The sequence below is a fragment of the Caballeronia sp. NCF2 genome, assembly GCF_023631205.1.
Classification (GTDB): domain Bacteria; phylum Pseudomonadota; class Gammaproteobacteria; order Burkholderiales; family Burkholderiaceae; genus Caballeronia; species Caballeronia zhejiangensis.
This window is the reverse complement of sequence record NZ_JALQDN010000001.1, coordinates 283,817-298,317: the sequence shown is the minus strand read 5'-3', so window position 1 is coordinate 298,317 and position 14,501 is coordinate 283,817. Positions and strand designations below refer to the sequence as shown.

Genomic DNA, 14,501 nt, shown 5'->3' with positions numbered 1-14,501 from the left:
CTGTGTTTTCAAGCGCGCCGCAAAGTCAGCACGAACTCCGCGCCGTGCGAATGATCGGCGTCCGCCTGGGTGCCGCCTTCGGGACCGTCCGCGACGATCGGCGCCTCGCGATTGCGCGCGACGAGCGTGCCGCCGTAATCGCGCGCGATCGCCGATGAAATCGCAAGCCCGAGGCCCAGTCCCTGCCCCATTTCCTTCGTCGTGAAGAACGGCTCGAAGAGTTTCGGCAGCGCATCGACGGGAATGCCGGGACCATTGTCGCGCACGATGAGCTCGATCGTATCCGCGTGGCCATTCAGTTCGATGACGATGCGCGGCCTGTCACACGACGCGACCGCATCGAGCGCGTTGCCGATCAAGTTGATGAGCACCTGCTCCAGCCGCAAGTCCTCGCAACGCACGAAGATCGGCGCGCTGCCTTCGGCGAGTTCCGGCGCGATATCGATGACGACGTTCTTCATGCGCGGACGCAGCATCGAGAACACTTGGCGCAGCGCCCGCGCGACGTCGGCGCGCGCATTCTTCGGCCGCGCCTTCGTGACGAACAACTTCAGCTGATTCGTGATGTTGCCCATGCGCTCGGTCAGCGACGCGATCGCTTCGAGATTCTCGCGCGCCGCCGCCTGATCGCCGCGATCGATCAGCACGCGAGTGTTGTCGGAAAAACTGCGCAACGCGGCGAGCGGCTGATTCAGTTCATGCGTGATGCCCGCCGCCATCTGGCCGAGCGCGGCGAGCTTGCTCGCCTGAATGAGCTCGTCGTGCGCGGCGCGCAGATCCTGTTCGGCGCGCGTGCGCTCGTTCACTTCCTTCGTGAGTTGCGCGTTCGCTTCCGATAAATCCGCCGTGCGCTCCGCGACGCGTTGATTCAATTCGGCATACGCGGTCTGCAACATCTCCCGGCTGCGGATCATCTCGCGCACGCGCGCGCGCCGCATGCGCCAGTAGAACGCGAGCAGGCACAGCGAGACGAATACGAGCGCGGTGACGATGACCGCGATCTGCGCGCCGCTCTCGACGGGATCGAGCGCGGCCATCGTGATCAGTTGCCAGTCGGGTTCGCCGATGGAGCGATGCGTCGCGAGAAACGCCGGCGCATGGTGTCCGTCTCGCCCGCCGCCGCCGACGCGCACGATCTGCGCGCCGCCCTCGAGCGTCTTTACGATAGTCATCGGCAGCGGCGTGATCGCCTGTTGCGCGTATTGGCGCGTCGCATAGACGGACGCCTCGACGTTCTGCGGCAGCGGCCGCACCGTGTGATATTTCCACGCGGGCACGGACGAGAGAAAGATGACGCCGTGATCGTCGGTGACGATGAGCGGCTCGGATGCATCCGCGCCTTGCAGCCATTCGAGATTCAGCTTCACGACCGCGACGCCGATGATCTCTTTCGTGCCCTCGCGATAGACCGGTTGCGAGATGTAGTAGCCGGGCTCGGTCGAGATCGTCCCGATGCCGAAGAAACGGCCGGTGCTGCCCTTCATCGCGTCGATGAAATACGGCCGGAAGTTGTAGTCCACGCCGACGAAACTGTCCGTCGCGTTCCAGTTGCTCGCGGCAACCGCGATGCCGTTTGCGCGAATCAGATACGTGACGGTGGCGTGCGAGCGCGCGTTGAGGTCTTCGAGATAACGGTTCGCGCGCTCGACGTTCGCACGATCCGGATGATCGAGCGCGTCCTGCACGACCGGATGCCGCGACAGCAGATAAGGTAGATATTCGTAGCGGTCGAGCGTGCTCTTGAGCGTGTTCGTCGTGCGATCGACGCGCGCGGCGGCGTTGAGCCTCAACTCGTCGATGCCGCTTTGCCACGCGAGATGCCACGTGAGCGCGCAGCACGCCACGAGCGCGGCGAGAAGCGCGAAGAACACGACGATGCGGCGCGACACGTGAGCAGATTCCCGCGAAAGAGGATCTGCCATTGTGTCATAGGCTTGTGGCGAATCAGGCGCCGGAAACGACTGCGGCGAAGCACTCGCGGACTGAGGCTTCGCCGCTTGCATGATCGCTTCCGGCTTCAGTGCGGATTCAGACCGACTTCGCTTCTTCGGCGTCGGTCACGTCGACATCGCGCGACAACGCCGCCTTCAGCTTGCTGCGATCCAGCTCCTTCTCCCATGCCGACACGACGACCGTCGCCACGCCGTTACCGACGATGTTCGTCAGCGCGCGGCATTCCGACATGAAGCGGTCGATGCCGAGAATCAGCACCATGCCCGCGAGCGGAATCGTCGGCACGACGGCGAGCGTCGCGGCCAGTGTGATGAAGCCTGCGCCGGTCACGCCCGAAGCGCCCTTCGACGTGAGCATCGTCACGGCGAGCAGCGTCAGTTGCTGGCCCCACGAGAGATCGGTGTTGGTCGCCTGCGCGATGAACAGCACGGCCATCGTCATGTAGATGTTGGTGCCGTCGAGGTTGAACGAGTAGCCTGTCGGCACGACGAGACCCACGACCGAACGCGAGCAGCCGAGCTTTTCGAGCTTGAGCATCAGTTGCGGCAGCGCGGCTTCCGACGACGACGTGCCGAGCACGATCAGCATTTCTTCCTTGATGTACGCGATGAACTTCAGGATGTTGAAGCCCACCATGCGCGCGATCGCACCGAGCACCACGACGACGAAGACGATCGACGTCAGATAGAACGTGCCGATGAGCTTGAGCATCGGCAGCAGCGAACCGATGCCGTACTTGCCGATGGTGAACGCCATCGCGCCGAACGCACCGATCGGCGCGAGCTTCGTGATGATGCCGACCATGCCGAACAGGATGCTCGACAGACCTTCGATGAACGTCGTCACGACCTTGCCGCGCTCGCCGATATGCGCGAGCACCGCGCCGAACAGGAGCGCGATCAGCAGGATCTGGAGGATTTCGCCCTGCGCGAACGCCGACACCAGCGTGTCCGGGATGATGTGCAGGAAGAAATCGACCGTGCTCTGGCCGTGCGCCTTCGTCGCGAAGGAATCGACGGCCTTGTGGTCGAGCGTCGAAGGATCGACGTTGAAGCCGACGCCCGGCCGCAGGAGGTGCGTCGCGGCGAGACCGAGGATCAGCGCGAACGTCGACACGACTTCGAAGTACAGCAGCGCCTTGCCGCCGACGCGGCCGACCTTCTTCATGTCTTCCATGCCGGCGATGCCGGTCACGACGGTACAGAAGATGATCGGGCCGATGACCATCTTGATGAGTTTGATGAACCCGTCGCCGAGCGGCTTCATGTCGGTGGCGAGCGAGGGATAGAAGTGCCCGAGCGCGATGCCGATGATGATCGCGACGATCACCTGCACGTACAGGACTTTATGGATGGGTTTTTTCACGATGTTTCCAGGCGATAACAAGCAGTTGGCGGAAGTACGGCCAGCGGCGAGCGTTGACGCGGGGCGGGCGTGTGTGGGCACGTCTGAACGCGTCGATGGGCGATAGCCGCTTCGTCGACGGATCAGGGACGTTTGGATGCGAGAGGGGTCATCGGCTTGTCTCCTTGACTTTTATGGGCGGCTCATGGGCCGTGCCGTTTGTATCGCAAGGGCAATGCCAGGTTTAAGTTTCGCTTAAGCCGATGATTCTATGGGAGTTTTCTGAGCGGCTGGCGGCTTCGAATCCGGGATTCCGGAAATCCGGAATGCGGGCGTCCGGGGTTCTGGACGGTTAGCGCCTCGATTACGAGAAACAAAAAACCCACCGTCTCCGGTGGGCTTTCTCTCAGCGGAAGGGCAAAACCGGCGTCAAACCACGCCCGCCCCATGCGCCTGCACATCCGCGTGATAGCTCGAGCGCACCATCGCGCCGACCGCCGCGTGCGTGAAGCCCATCTTGTACGCCTCTTCCTCGTACATCTTGAAGGTATCCGGATGCACGTACGCCCGCACCGGCAGATGATGCTCCGAAGGCTGCAGATACTGCCCGATCGTCAGCATGTCGACGTCGTGGGCGCGCAGGTCGCGCATCACCTGAAGAATTTCCTCTTCCGTTTCGCCGAGACCCACCATCAGGCCCGATTTCGTCGCGACTTCCGGATGCAGCGCCTTGAAGTCCTTCAGCAACTTCAGCGAATGGTGATAATCCGAACCCGGGCGCGCTTCCTTGTAGAGACGCGGCACCGTTTCGAGGTTGTGGTTCATCACATCGGGCGGCACGGCGGTCAGAATGCCGATCGCGCGATCCAGACGCCCGCGGAAGTCCGGCGTCAGAATTTCGATGCGCGTTTCCGGCGAATGCTCGCGAACCTGCCTGATGCACTCGACGAAGTGCGCGGCGCCGCCATCGCGCAGATCGTCGCGATCGACGGACGTGATCACCACGTATTTCAGCTTCAGCGCGCCGATGGTGCGCGCGAGATTCAGCGGCTCGTCGGCGTCGAGCGGATCGGGGCGGCCGTGTCCGACATCGCAGAACGGACAGCGGCGCGTGCACTTGTCGCCCATGATCATGAACGTCGCGGTGCCCTTGCCGAAGCATTCGCCGATGTTCGGGCAGCTCGCTTCCTCGCAAACCGTATGAAGACTGTGCTCGCGCAGGATCTTCTTGATCTCGTTGAAGCGCGAGTTGCCCGTCGCGGTGCGTACGCGAATCCACTCCGGCTTCTTCAGCTTCTCGATCGGAATGACCTTGATCGGAATGCGCGATGTCTTCGCCTGTGCCTTCTGCTTTGCAGTGGCGTCGTAAGCGGCGGGCGACGAAGCAGAAGCGGCGGTGTCGCCAGCCAGGTTTGCGGTTGCGTCAGTCATTCGGTCGATCCGGTTGTTGCAGCGGCAATTGCGGGGAGGCCGCCGATTTGAAGTGCCAGCCGTTCGGCCAGCACGAGAGCTACGTCGCGCCAGTCGGCCGCGACGCCGAGCGTCGCCATGTCGACCGTTTCGAGCCCCGCGTAGCCGCACGGGTTGATTGCGAGGAACGGCTGCAGGTCCATTCGCACATTGAGGCTCACGCCGTGATAACTGCAGCCGTTGCGAATCTTGAGTCCGAGCGCGGCGATCTTCGCGCCTTCATGCGCCTGCGTACGATCGTTCGCGCCTTGAGGATGCCGCGCCACGTAAATGCCCGGCGCGCCGGCCTTGCGGTCGGTCGCGAGATTATACGTCGCGAGGGTTTCGATCACGGCCTCTTCGATGCGCCGCACTAGCTCGCGCACCATGAGCTTGCGGCGGCGCAGGTCGATCAGCAGATAAGCGACGATCTGCCCCGGCCCGTGATACGTGATCTGTCCGCCCCGATCCACCTTGACGAGCGGAATGCCGCTTTCGGCGAGCAGCAGATGCGCCGGATCCCCCGCGAGACCGAGCGTGAAGACGGGCGGATGCTCGACGAGCCAGATTTCGTCCTGTGTTTCGGGCGTGCGGGCGTCGGTGAAGGCGCGCATCGCGTCGAAGCTCTGGCTGTACGGTTCGAGACCGCGCCAGCGCAACGCGACCGGAAAGTCACCGGAACTGAGCACGGTGGCGGGCGCGTCGTGGATTGCTTGTGGGATGGCGAGCGGTGTAGCGAACATGGTGCCGGTAGTTTACCGAAATAGCCCCATGCCCGCCGATGGTGAATTCGCATGCCTTCGATGGCAAATGCGAATACTTGGGGTCAGACGGTTCTCCATCCGGAGCGCAACCGCTGCGCGAGACGCTCGATGCGCGTCGAAACCCAGTGCATCGCGCGTTCGTCGCAGCGCGGCAGGATCGTGAAGACGACATAGGCCGGACGGTCGCCCTCGACGGAAAGCCAGAGCCGCTCGCGCTCGCGCAGCTTGAGATTGTCGCCGGGCACGAGCCAGTAATCCTCGATGTCGTTGCTTCGCGTCGCCCAGACGGGACTGCCGTGGACCATGAGACGCGTGCCGCGCGCAATTCTCATCGGCACGGTTTCGCCGGGCTTGATTTCGAAGGTGACGCTTGTTGATATTTCTCGCATGATCCACTCCGCCAAGGGAACGTTTCGATGACTACAATCCTAGGCGTGACAAGGCATCAGGCAAAACGATCAATTTTCACTGCTATGTGAGCTGTATTGACAACGACACCGCCGACAATCCATATGGACCTCCGCCAGCTTCCCGCCCTGAACGCGCTGCGCGCCTTCGAAGCCGCCGCCCGTCACGAGAGCTTTTCCCGCGCCGCCGACGAGCTTTTCGTCACGCACGGCGCGGTCAGTCATCAGATTCGCGCGCTGGAGTCGGAGCTCGGCGTGTCGCTGTTCGCGCGCGACGGCAAACGCGTGCGTCTCACCGATCGCGGCCGGCAGTACGCAGCGGAAGTGCGCTCGGCGCTCGTCGCGCTGGCGGAATCGACGCGCCGCATCCGCTCCGGCGATCGCGACCGGCGGCTGATCGTATCGACGATTCCGTCGTTTTCCGCCCGCTGGCTGACGCCGCGCGTCGGCAGATTCATCGAGCAGCATCCGGATATCGATCTCGAACTGCTGACGACGGCCTCGCTCATCGATTTCAACCGCGACGACGCGGACGTGGCGCTGCGTTTCGGCTACGGCAAGTACGCGGGTCTGCACACCGAGGAATTGCTCGACGAGGTTTTTTTCCCGGCGTGCTCACCGAACTTTCGCGGCGGCGCGCTGCCCCGCGTGCCGCGCGATCTGGAAAAGCTGCCGCTTCTGCGCTCGGACGACGAGCTCTGGCGTCCGTGGTTCGACGCCGCGGGACTCACCGATCTGCCCGAACCGAAGCGCGGCGTCTTGTATGAGGATTCGTCGAATTTGCTGCAGGCGGCGATCGACGGTCAGGGCATCGCGCTCGTGCGCCGTTCGCTCGCGATGCAGGAAATCATCGCGGGACGGCTCGTGCGGCTTTTCAATGTCGAAGGGCCGAGTCCGTGGAAGTATTACTTCGTGTGCCCGACCGCGCTGCTTCAGACGAAGCGCGTCCACGCGTTCAGGGAGTGGGTTTTCGAGGAAGCGGAGCAGTTCAGGCTGCTCTACGAGCGCACGCCGGCGGTGTGCGATGCGCCCGCGGGCAAGATCAAAGCACTACCTTGACCATCGGATGGCCGGTGAGCGCGCGATAGATATCGTCGAGATGCGCGCGATTCTGCGCGCGCACGGTGCAGGTGAGACCGGTGTAGTTGCCGCCCGAAGACGGGCGCGACTCCACACGCGACGCGTCGAAATCCTTGTCGAAAGCCTTGAGCACATCGACGATCGTGTCGTGGAATTCCGGATGCGTCTTGCCCATCACCTTGATCGGGAAATCGCAGGGAAAATCGAACAGCTCGTCGGCGCTGTGCTTGGCGCTGTCGGTCGGATCGGTGGCTTGTGGCTTGTCAGTCATGACTTTCTCCTTCACTTGCCGCGCTTGGCCTCTTCGGCGAACTCGCGCGCTTTGGCCCGCTGGTAGGCGTCGTACAGTGCAGCATAGACCGGACCGGGGCGGCCGTCGCCGACGCTCTTGCCGTCGAGCGTCGTGACCGGCATGACTTCTTTCGTCGCCGAGCTGATCATGACTTCGTCCGCCGAACGCAATTCTGCTTCGGTGATGTCGCGCTCCTCGAACGCGATACCCGCCTCGCGCGCCAGTTCCTCGATGAGCCCGTAGCGGATGCCTTCGAGAATGCGCGGTCCGCGCGGCGCGCCCAGCAGCGTGCCGCCCTTCACGATCCACACATTTGAGGACGAACCCTCGGTAAGCAAGCCGTCGCGCAACTGAATGGTTTCGAGCGCGTCGTTTTCGGCGGCGTGCTGCGCCATCAGCACGTTGCCGAGCAACGAGACCGATTTGATGTCGCAATGCAGCCAGCGTTTGTCTTCGGCGGTGACGGCGACGGCGCCGCGCGCGCGATCCGCCGCGCTCGGGAACACGAGCTGGCCGAGCATGACGAACACGGTCGGCACGATTCCCGCCGGGAACGCGTGCCCGCGCCGTTTGGCGACGCCGCGCGTCACCTGGATGTAGACGAGCGCATCGCCCGCGCCGGCGTTCTCCGCGATGACGCGATCGATCAGCGCGCGCCAGCCGGCGTCATCGAACGGATTGCCGATGCGAATCTTGCCGAGACTGCGATCGAGCCGCGCCAGATGCTGCTTCAGGCGGAACGGCAGACGCGCGCCGTCGGCTTGCGCGTAGAGCGGCACGACTTCGTACACGCCGTCGCCGAAGATGAAACCGCGATCGAGCACGGGAATGCGCGCTTCGGAAAGCGGTCCCCACTCGCCGTTCAGATAGACCGTCGGATCGAATGCTTCGGCTTGGCTCATCACAGGCTCCTTACTTACGCTTTTGCCACCAGAGCAGCGCCGAATCCCACAGGCGGCCGAAGATGCCCGCTTCCGGCACATCCTGCAACGCGACGAGCGGGAACTGCGCGACTTCCTTGCCATCGGCCATCATCTTGACGCTGCCGATCTGCTGGCCCTTCTTGATCGGCGCGACGATCAGATTGTCGTGCGTGACCGTTGGCTTGACCTTCTCGCCCAAGCCCTTCGGCACGGTGATGTACTGATCCGTCGTGACGCCCGCCTGCACGTTGTCGGCCGCGCCCTTGTACACGCGCGGCGAATCGATCACCTGATTCGCCTTGTACAGACGCAGCGCGTCGTACGCGGTGTAGCCGTAGTTCAGCATCTTCAGGCTGTCCTGCACGCGGTTGTGTTCTTTCGGCTCGCCCATCATCACGGCGACGAGGCGGCGGCTCGCGTCGGGCACGCCGACGAGCGAACGCTTCGCGGTCGCGATCAGGCAGTAGCCGGCGGCCTTCGTGTGGCCGGTCTTGAGGCCGTCGACGGTCGGATCGAGCCACAGCAGGCGATTGCGGTTCGGCTGCTTGATCTTGTTGTACGTGAAGTCCTTCACCGAGAAGATGCTGTAGTACTCGGGGAAGTCGCGGATCAGGCGCGTCGACAGCACGGCGAGATCGCCCGCGGTCGTGTAGTGCTGCGGATCGGGCATGCCGTTCACATCGGCGAAATTCGTGTGTGTCATGCCGATGCGCTTCGCCGCCGCGTTCATCAGCGTGACGAAGTTGCCTTCGCTGCCGCCGACGAGTTCCGCGAGCGCGATGGCCGCGTCGTTGCCCGACTGCACGATCATGCCGTACACGAGATCGTGCACGGTGACGGGCTTGTTCGCCTCGATGAACATGCGCGACTCGTCGGTGCGCACGCGGCGCACGGCCTCGCTCGGCATGACGGTCTGATCCATGTTGATCTTCTTCGACTTCAACGCATCGAAGACGAGATACGCGGTCATCAGCTTGGTGAGCGATGCCGGCTCGACGCGCTCATCGGGATTGCCCGAGGCGAGCACCTGATTGCTGGTGGCGTCGACGAGCACCCACGAACGGGCCGTCACGTCGGGCGGCGGAACCTGGGCGAAAGCGCTCGCCGCCGCCAGCACGGCGGGCAGAACGAAAACGGCTTTTGCGGAAACGGAAACGGAAGGAAAAGACAGGCCGGAAGGGACAAAGCGCATAGGATCGATCGGCGGAAAAAGCACGCTGCGACGATGACGATCGAGGATCGGATGATCGGCGAAGCACGGGTTGAACAGGCTGACCGTCGCTGTCGGTCGGGCATTTCGCCAGGACAGCGGCACGCGCGGCGCCGCGGCGAAAAGCGCTCGTTCGACAGACGGACGCAAAAACGGTTCTCAGAAGCCGGGGTTTCGACGGCCGCGATACGTCGAATGCAACGTCGCGCGGCCGGAATCCGTGAAAAAATTCTGCGCCATTATACGCGCGGGCCGCTTCCGTTTTCCTTGGAATCTGCGCGGTTGCCGCTCGTTTTAACGTTTTTCAGGCTGCGCTTAGCCGCTTTTGCCGATCGATGACGAGCGATGCGCTCAACGCCACGCGTCGACGATCACGCGCTTCAGGATATGCAGCTTGCGATGGAAGAAATGCTCGCCGCCCGGAATTACGACGACGGGCAGTTCCTGCGGCCGCGCCCAGTCGTAGACGGATTGAATCGGCACGGTGTCGTCGACTTCGCCGTGGATCACGAGCGTCGTGTCGGGCACGGGCGCGACTTCCCAGCGGCTCGCCGCCGTGCCGACGAACACCATGCGCTCGATGTTCTTGCCGGCATCACGCATGCGCTTCGCGACGTGCGACAGCACGAAGGTGCCGAACGAAAAGCCCGCGAGCACGATCGGCACGTCCGCCTGACCCGGCTGCGCGCGCATGTGATCGATCAGCGCGAGCAGATCGTCCTGTTCGCCGATGCCGTTGTCATGCTCGCCGCCCGTCTGCCCGACGCCGCGAAAGTTCGAGCGATACGTCGTGTAGCCGAGCTGGACGAACGTGCGCGCGAGCGTCTGCGCGACCTTGTTGTCCATCGTGCCGCCGAAAAGCGGATGCGGATGCGCGACGAGCGCGATGCCGCGCGGCGCGCTGTCGGTCTTGTCGAGCGCGCATTCGATCTTGCCGACCGGACCGTCGATGAGAAACTTTTCGGTTTGCGCGTTCATGCGGGTTGATCGATCAGAAGACGTTCGACGATTTTGCCGTTGGCGAGATGCGAATCGACGATCTCGTCGATGTCGGTTTCATCGACATACGTGTACCAGGTGCCTTCCGGATACACGACCACGACCGGCCCGAGTTCGCAGCGGTCGAGGCAGCCGGCCTTGTTGATCCGCACGTTGCCTTCGCCCGCGAGACCCAGTTTTTTCACGCGCTTTTTAGCGTATTCCTGCATGGCCTGCGCGTTGCAGTTCGCGCAGCTCGGACGCGCCGCATCGGCTTCGCGCTGGTTCAGGCAGAAGAACACGTGGTACTTGTAGAAGGAATCCATGAGCGGGTGCGATGAGAGTGTCGGTCGATTATAGCCAGCGATGTTCGTGCCCGCCGTATCAGGCCGAGCGCCCCGCCTTGCGCGCGCGCCGCCGCGCGAGCCACGCGCGCTCCGCCGCCGAAGCGAGCCAGCCGAGCGCCGCGTACGGCCACACCCACGCGAGCCAGTGCGCAAGCCCGTTGAAATGCAGATAGCGGCCCTGCCGCCAGTCGGCGAGCACGATGTCGAAATACGGATTCACCGGCAGCAGATTGATGAGCGCGAGCGAGATCACGAGCGCCCCGCCCGCGAGCGCCGCGCGCAAGCCGCGCGGCAACGCGACCGACAGCACGCCCGCGATCGTCGCGATGGCGATGCCTTCCAGCGCGCCGTCCGTCGCCCAGTCGAAGGTCAGGCCCGCGCGCGACTGCAGAAAGCTTGCGCCCGCTTTCGCGAAGATCGTCATCGCGATCAGGCCGAGCATCAGCCGGATGCGTGGCGCGCGCTGCCGCGTGAGCAGCGTCGCGAGCACGAGCGCGGCGAACAGGCTCGTCGATGTGATCAGCGCTTCCCAGGCGTCGTCCGGCAGAAGCGCGCCGAGCCGGTCCGGCCAGCTTTCGATGTCCCACGCGGCGGGCGTCCACGCGAGAATCGCGTCCTGCATCGCCGGGTCGAGCTCGTCCCACAGCACGCGCGGAAGATCGCCGCCGCCGAAGAGATACGGCGCGGGGAACATCGCCGCGAACGGCCAGAGCGCCGTCAGCCCGAGCACATACGCCGCGTCGCGTTCGAACCACGTAAAGCGGATGCGCCGCAACAGGCCGCGATCGAGCAGCGCGCTCGTCGCGGGCGCGATCAGCATGCCGCCGACGAGCGCGCCGAACGCGTTCGCGGCGAGATCGAGGTTCGAGGCGACGCGCGTCGGCAGATACGTCTGGATCGCTTCCATCGCGCCGGAGAGCAGCGCGCCGCCGATGAGCGCCGCGCCGACCGCGAATGTGCCGCGCAGACGCGGATAGAGCGCGAGCACGATCAGCGCGCCGAGCGGCATGTAGCCGAGCACGTTGGTCACGACATCGAAAACGGTCAGATATTGCGGCAGCGGATCGGTGAGATACGCGAACGGGCTCAATCCGAGCGAGCGCCAGCCGGAAAACGGATAAAGCGAACCGTAGACGACGAGCGCCGCATACGCGGCGAGCGCCTGCCGGGAGAACGCCGACGGGCGACGCTGCCATTGCTTGATCGTCATGAGCCGCCCGGACGCTTCGATGCTGGGCGGAAGATCATCGTGACGCGGAGAGCGGCTGCGCGGCGAGCCACGCGGAAAGTTGCGCGATCACATCGTCCGATGCAGCCGCGAGCGCCCGCGCGCCGCCGGGGGCATCGGCGCTCGGCGCGGGCGCGCTCGCGGCGAAGCTGCGCTGGCCGACGACGCGGCCTTGCTGCGTGAGCGTCGCGCGCACCGACACGAGGCCGCGGCTTTGCTCGGGCGCATCGAAGACCTGTTCGAAGCTCGTCAGCTCGACTTCGAGCAGCGGCACGGCGCGCACCGGATCGGCGCCCGACAGAACCGGGCCGCGCGCCGCGAGCGCATCGCGCAGGCGTTGCGTCAGCAACTGCGCGGGCGGCATCGTCCAGTGGCTGTTCGAATAGTTGCCGGTGCGCTGTGCATCGACATAGCTCAGCCGATACGCGAACGAATCGGTTTCGAGACTGCGCGGCGCGCCCACCGCGAGCACTTTGACCGGCGGCATCGGCGCGGCGTTGGCGCTTGCGTTGGCAGCCGGTATCGCGCCGAGGTCGTAATGCGCGTTCGGCATCGCGGTCGACGTCGATCCGCAACCTGCGAGCAACGCGGCGCAGCCGAGCGCGAACGCCGCGACCGCTCCTTTCATGTCGATGTCCGTCATATCTTTTCCCCGATCAATGCGCCGCTTTCGCCGGCCACGCGAAGCCCGGCTCGCCCGGTCCCGGCTCCTTCTGCGGCGCGCCGAAGAGCACGCTGCGCGGATTGGTGCTGAACGCGTCGGCGGCGCGATCGACGGAACGCGCCGCCGCGCTCACGTCGTCGCTGAACGAATAGAAGCGCGGCAACGCCTCGAAACCGACGCGCGCCGTGATGAAACGCAGCGATTCGTTCATGTCCGCGAGCGCCGCGCCCGCGTCTTCGGCGGCCTTGCCCGCCTTGTTCAAGTTGGACACGAGCGGGCCGTCCGGACGATTCAGGTTCTGCACGAGCTGATGCGTCGAGGCGAGCGTCGTGTTGATCTGCCTGAGCGTCTGCGGCAACTGCGCCGTCGCGGGCTGCACCTGGCTCGCGAGCGTCGCGATGCCGTCGGCGGCGGTTTGCAGGCTCTTCGTCGTCGCCATGAGCTGATTGCGCACGTCGTCGGAGAGGAACTTGTCGGCGTCGTCGGAAAGGCGCTCGAACTTCTTCAGGATGATGTCGCCGCGCTGCTGCAACTGCTCGAAAAGACCGGGACGCATCGGCACTTCGGCGACGTGCTGCGGCGACGAAGCCAGCGCGGCCGTATCGGTGCCGGTGTCGTCGAGCTGCACGAACGCGATGCCCGTCACGCCCTGAAAGCCGAGCGTCGCGTACGTGGAATGCGTCATCGGCGCGTTCTTGTCGACGACAATGCGGATGCGGATCTGCCCCGGATGCGACTTGTCGAAGCTGATCGACTGCACCTTGCCGACGCCCAGGCCGCGATAGCGCACGGCCGCGTCCGTGAAGAGGCCGGTCACGTTGGTGCGCGCGATCAGATCGTACGGCACGCGCACGGTGCGATCGACGTTGAAGAAGAACACGGCGAACGCGATGGCCAGCACGAGCACGATCGTGAAAAGCCCGGTCCAGAACGCGTGTGATTTGTTTTCCATCGGCAGGTTCCTTTGGCGCTCGCTTCGCGCTTACTTGTTCACGGCGATCGGCGCATCTTCGAGCGCGGCCGGCGGCAGCTTCGCGCGGCGCTCGGACGGCAATGCCTGCAACGCGCGGCGGCCGCGTCGCCCCAGAAAGTACTCGCGGATGAACGGATGATCCACCGCGCACGCCTCTTCCACCGGCGCCGCGACGAGCACGCGATGATCCGCCAGCACCGCGACGCGCGTGGACAGCGCGACCATGGTGTCGAGATCGTGCGTGACCATCACGACCGTCAGACCGAGCGCGCGATGCAGCGTCGCGATCAGATCGACGAATTCGTCCGATGCCTTCGGATCGAGACCGGCCGTGGGTTCGTCGAGGAACAGCAGTTCGGGCTCGAGCGCGATCGCCCGCGCGATGCCGACGCGCTTCACCATTCCGCCCGACAACGCGGACGGCATCTTGCTCGCGTGCTTGCACGACAGGCCGACCATTTCGAGCTTCAGCATCACGAATTCGCGGATCAGGTCCTCGGGAATCTTGCCGAGTTCGCGAAACGGCTGCGCGATGTTGTCATATACCGTCAGCGACGAAAACAGCGCGCCTTGCTGAAACATCATGCCGGAGCGCGTGCGCAGCATCTTCGCGGTTTCGTCGTCCATTTGCGCCCATTCCTCGCCGAGCACGCGAATGGTGCCCGATGTCGGCGACTCGAGGCCGAGAATCTGCCGCACGAGCGTGGTCTTGCCCGAGCCCGAACCGCCGAGCAACGCGACGATCTCGCCGCGCCGCACATCCAGATTCAGATGCTCGTGAATCACCGTGCGCCCGTAGCGCTTGGTGAGATCGCGCACTTCGATCACCGGTTCCGCGATGACGGGCGGCGGCTGATGACGAACGGCGGTGGCGAGCGTGGTCGACATG

Annotated in this window: 16 protein-coding genes; 2 read left to right on the top strand and 14 right to left on the bottom strand. The window is 64.5% G+C overall.

What is annotated here, in order from left to right; translation table 11 throughout:
- Window positions 1-8 precede the first annotated feature (8 nt).
- From NCS02_RS01435 to NCS02_RS01415, 5 genes are all read right to left on the bottom strand, one after another.
- Window positions 9-2,003 (bottom strand): sensor histidine kinase, encoded by a 1,995-nt coding sequence (locus tag NCS02_RS01435; RefSeq protein WP_502799839.1) that lies wholly within the window; start codon window positions 2,001-2,003, stop codon window positions 9-11.
- Between the two features lie 25 nt (window positions 2,004-2,028).
- On the bottom strand, window positions 2,029-3,318 hold the full coding sequence (locus NCS02_RS01430) for a dicarboxylate/amino acid:cation symporter (protein ID WP_008351804.1): 1,290 nt from the start codon (window positions 3,316-3,318) through the stop codon (window positions 2,029-2,031).
- Between the two features lie 408 nt (window positions 3,319-3,726).
- Entirely contained in the window at window positions 3,727-4,728 is a 1,002-nt protein-coding gene (lipA, locus tag NCS02_RS01425) for a lipoyl synthase (RefSeq protein WP_250522862.1), read from the bottom strand.
- Window positions 4,725-5,489: a lipoyl(octanoyl) transferase LipB gene (gene lipB / locus NCS02_RS01420; protein WP_250480235.1), complete on the bottom strand. Its 765-nt coding sequence runs from the start codon at window positions 5,487-5,489 to the stop codon at window positions 4,725-4,727. The genes lipA and lipB overlap by 4 nt, the downstream gene beginning before the upstream one ends.
- An 83-nt stretch (window positions 5,490-5,572) precedes the next feature.
- Window positions 5,573-5,899: a DUF2917 domain-containing protein gene (locus tag NCS02_RS01415; RefSeq protein ID WP_033536549.1), complete on the bottom strand. Its 327-nt coding sequence runs from the start codon at window positions 5,897-5,899 to the stop codon at window positions 5,573-5,575.
- Between the two features lie 123 nt (window positions 5,900-6,022).
- Between NCS02_RS01415 and NCS02_RS01410 the strand changes: the two genes are divergently transcribed.
- Window positions 6,023-6,976 carry a transcriptional regulator GcvA gene (locus NCS02_RS01410; protein ID WP_008351810.1) on the top strand — a complete coding sequence of 318 codons (954 nt, stop codon included), beginning with the start codon at window positions 6,023-6,025 and terminating at the stop codon, window positions 6,974-6,976.
- Here the strand turns inward: NCS02_RS01410 and NCS02_RS01405 are convergent.
- Genes NCS02_RS01405 through NCS02_RS01395 form a run of 3 tightly spaced genes read right to left on the bottom strand, consistent with a single transcriptional unit; the run spans window position 6,960 to window position 9,404 of the window.
- The gene (locus tag NCS02_RS01405) at window positions 6,960-7,268 is read right to left on the bottom strand and encodes a DUF493 family protein (RefSeq protein ID WP_034470775.1); all 309 of its coding nucleotides are present in this window, start codon (window positions 7,266-7,268) and stop codon (window positions 6,960-6,962) included. The genes NCS02_RS01410 and NCS02_RS01405 overlap by 17 nt on opposite strands.
- Window positions 7,269-7,279: 11 nt before the next feature.
- Window positions 7,280-8,191 carry a D-amino acid aminotransferase gene (locus NCS02_RS01400; protein ID WP_008351813.1) on the bottom strand — a complete coding sequence of 304 codons (912 nt, stop codon included), beginning with the start codon at window positions 8,189-8,191 and terminating at the stop codon, window positions 7,280-7,282.
- 10 nt (window positions 8,192-8,201) lie between these two features.
- A complete protein-coding gene (locus tag NCS02_RS01395; protein WP_033536586.1) occupies window positions 8,202-9,404 on the bottom strand; it encodes a D-alanyl-D-alanine carboxypeptidase family protein in 1,203 nt (400 codons plus the stop codon).
- Window positions 9,405-9,437: 33 nt separating this feature from the next.
- Here NCS02_RS01395 and NCS02_RS01390 point away from each other — a divergent pair, with 33 nt between their 5' ends.
- The gene (locus NCS02_RS01390; RefSeq protein WP_144403732.1) at window positions 9,438-9,761 is read left to right on the top strand and encodes a hypothetical protein; all 324 of its coding nucleotides are present in this window, start codon (window positions 9,438-9,440) and stop codon (window positions 9,759-9,761) included.
- Between the two features lie 12 nt (window positions 9,762-9,773).
- On the opposite strand, the gene NCS02_RS01385 is transcribed toward NCS02_RS01390, so the two are convergent.
- The 6 genes from NCS02_RS01385 to NCS02_RS01360 are packed head-to-tail and all read right to left on the bottom strand — an operon-like array spanning window position 9,774 to window position 14,500.
- Window positions 9,774-10,400, bottom strand: coding sequence for an alpha/beta hydrolase (locus NCS02_RS01385; protein WP_250522861.1), 627 nt, complete (start codon window positions 10,398-10,400; stop codon window positions 9,774-9,776).
- Window positions 10,397-10,726 (bottom strand): (2Fe-2S) ferredoxin domain-containing protein, encoded by a 330-nt coding sequence (locus tag NCS02_RS01380; RefSeq protein ID WP_008351817.1) that lies wholly within the window; start codon window positions 10,724-10,726, stop codon window positions 10,397-10,399. The genes NCS02_RS01385 and NCS02_RS01380 overlap by 4 nt, the downstream gene beginning before the upstream one ends.
- 58 nt (window positions 10,727-10,784) lie before the next feature.
- Window positions 10,785-11,957, bottom strand: a complete 1,173-nt coding sequence (locus tag NCS02_RS01375; protein ID WP_250480230.1) for a VanZ family protein — start codon at window positions 11,955-11,957, stop codon at window positions 10,785-10,787.
- A gap of 34 nt (window positions 11,958-11,991) precedes the next feature.
- Window positions 11,992-12,618, bottom strand: coding sequence for an ABC-type transport auxiliary lipoprotein family protein (locus NCS02_RS01370; RefSeq protein ID WP_008351820.1), 627 nt, complete (start codon window positions 12,616-12,618; stop codon window positions 11,992-11,994).
- Window positions 12,619-12,631: 13 nt separating this feature from the next.
- Window positions 12,632-13,591 carry an MlaD family protein gene (locus NCS02_RS01365; protein ID WP_175979746.1) on the bottom strand — a complete coding sequence of 320 codons (960 nt, stop codon included), beginning with the start codon at window positions 13,589-13,591 and terminating at the stop codon, window positions 12,632-12,634.
- Between the two features lie 30 nt (window positions 13,592-13,621).
- Window positions 13,622-14,500 carry an ABC transporter ATP-binding protein gene (locus NCS02_RS01360; RefSeq protein WP_008351823.1) on the bottom strand — a complete coding sequence of 293 codons (879 nt, stop codon included), beginning with the start codon at window positions 14,498-14,500 and terminating at the stop codon, window positions 13,622-13,624.
- Window position 14,501: the final 1 nt, after the last annotated feature.

Coding starts and splice junctions, on each gene's coding strand:
- NCS02_RS01385 (WP_250522861.1), bottom strand. CDS start 10,400: ATGAACGCGCAAACCGAAAAGTTTCTCATCGACGGTCCGGTCGGCAAG.
- lipB (WP_250480235.1), bottom strand. CDS start 5,489: ATGTTCGCTACACCGCTCGCCATCCCACAAGCAATCCACGACGCGCCC.
- NCS02_RS01370 (WP_008351820.1), bottom strand. CDS start 12,618: ATGACGGACATCGACATGAAAGGAGCGGTCGCGGCGTTCGCGCTCGGC.
- NCS02_RS01380 (WP_008351817.1), bottom strand. CDS start 10,726: ATGGATTCCTTCTACAAGTACCACGTGTTCTTCTGCCTGAACCAGCGC.
- NCS02_RS01360 (WP_008351823.1), bottom strand. CDS start 14,500: ATGTCGACCACGCTCGCCACCGCCGTTCGTCATCAGCCGCCGCCCGTC.
- NCS02_RS01395 (WP_033536586.1), bottom strand. CDS start 9,404: ATGCGCTTTGTCCCTTCCGGCCTGTCTTTTCCTTCCGTTTCCGTTTCC.
- NCS02_RS01405 (WP_034470775.1), bottom strand. CDS start 7,268: ATGACTGACAAGCCACAAGCCACCGATCCGACCGACAGCGCCAAGCAC.
- NCS02_RS01415 (WP_033536549.1), bottom strand. CDS start 5,899: ATGCGAGAAATATCAACAAGCGTCACCTTCGAAATCAAGCCCGGCGAA.
- NCS02_RS01410 (WP_008351810.1), top strand. CDS start 6,023: ATGGACCTCCGCCAGCTTCCCGCCCTGAACGCGCTGCGCGCCTTCGAA.
- NCS02_RS01400 (WP_008351813.1), bottom strand. CDS start 8,191: ATGAGCCAAGCCGAAGCATTCGATCCGACGGTCTATCTGAACGGCGAG.
- NCS02_RS01390 (WP_144403732.1), top strand. CDS start 9,438: ATGACGATCGAGGATCGGATGATCGGCGAAGCACGGGTTGAACAGGCT.
- NCS02_RS01375 (WP_250480230.1), bottom strand. CDS start 11,957: ATGACGATCAAGCAATGGCAGCGTCGCCCGTCGGCGTTCTCCCGGCAG.
- NCS02_RS01435 (WP_502799839.1), bottom strand. CDS start 2,003: ATGCAAGCGGCGAAGCCTCAGTCCGCGAGTGCTTCGCCGCAGTCGTTT.
- NCS02_RS01365 (WP_175979746.1), bottom strand. CDS start 13,591: ATGGAAAACAAATCACACGCGTTCTGGACCGGGCTTTTCACGATCGTG.
- lipA (WP_250522862.1), bottom strand. CDS start 4,728: ATGACTGACGCAACCGCAAACCTGGCTGGCGACACCGCCGCTTCTGCT.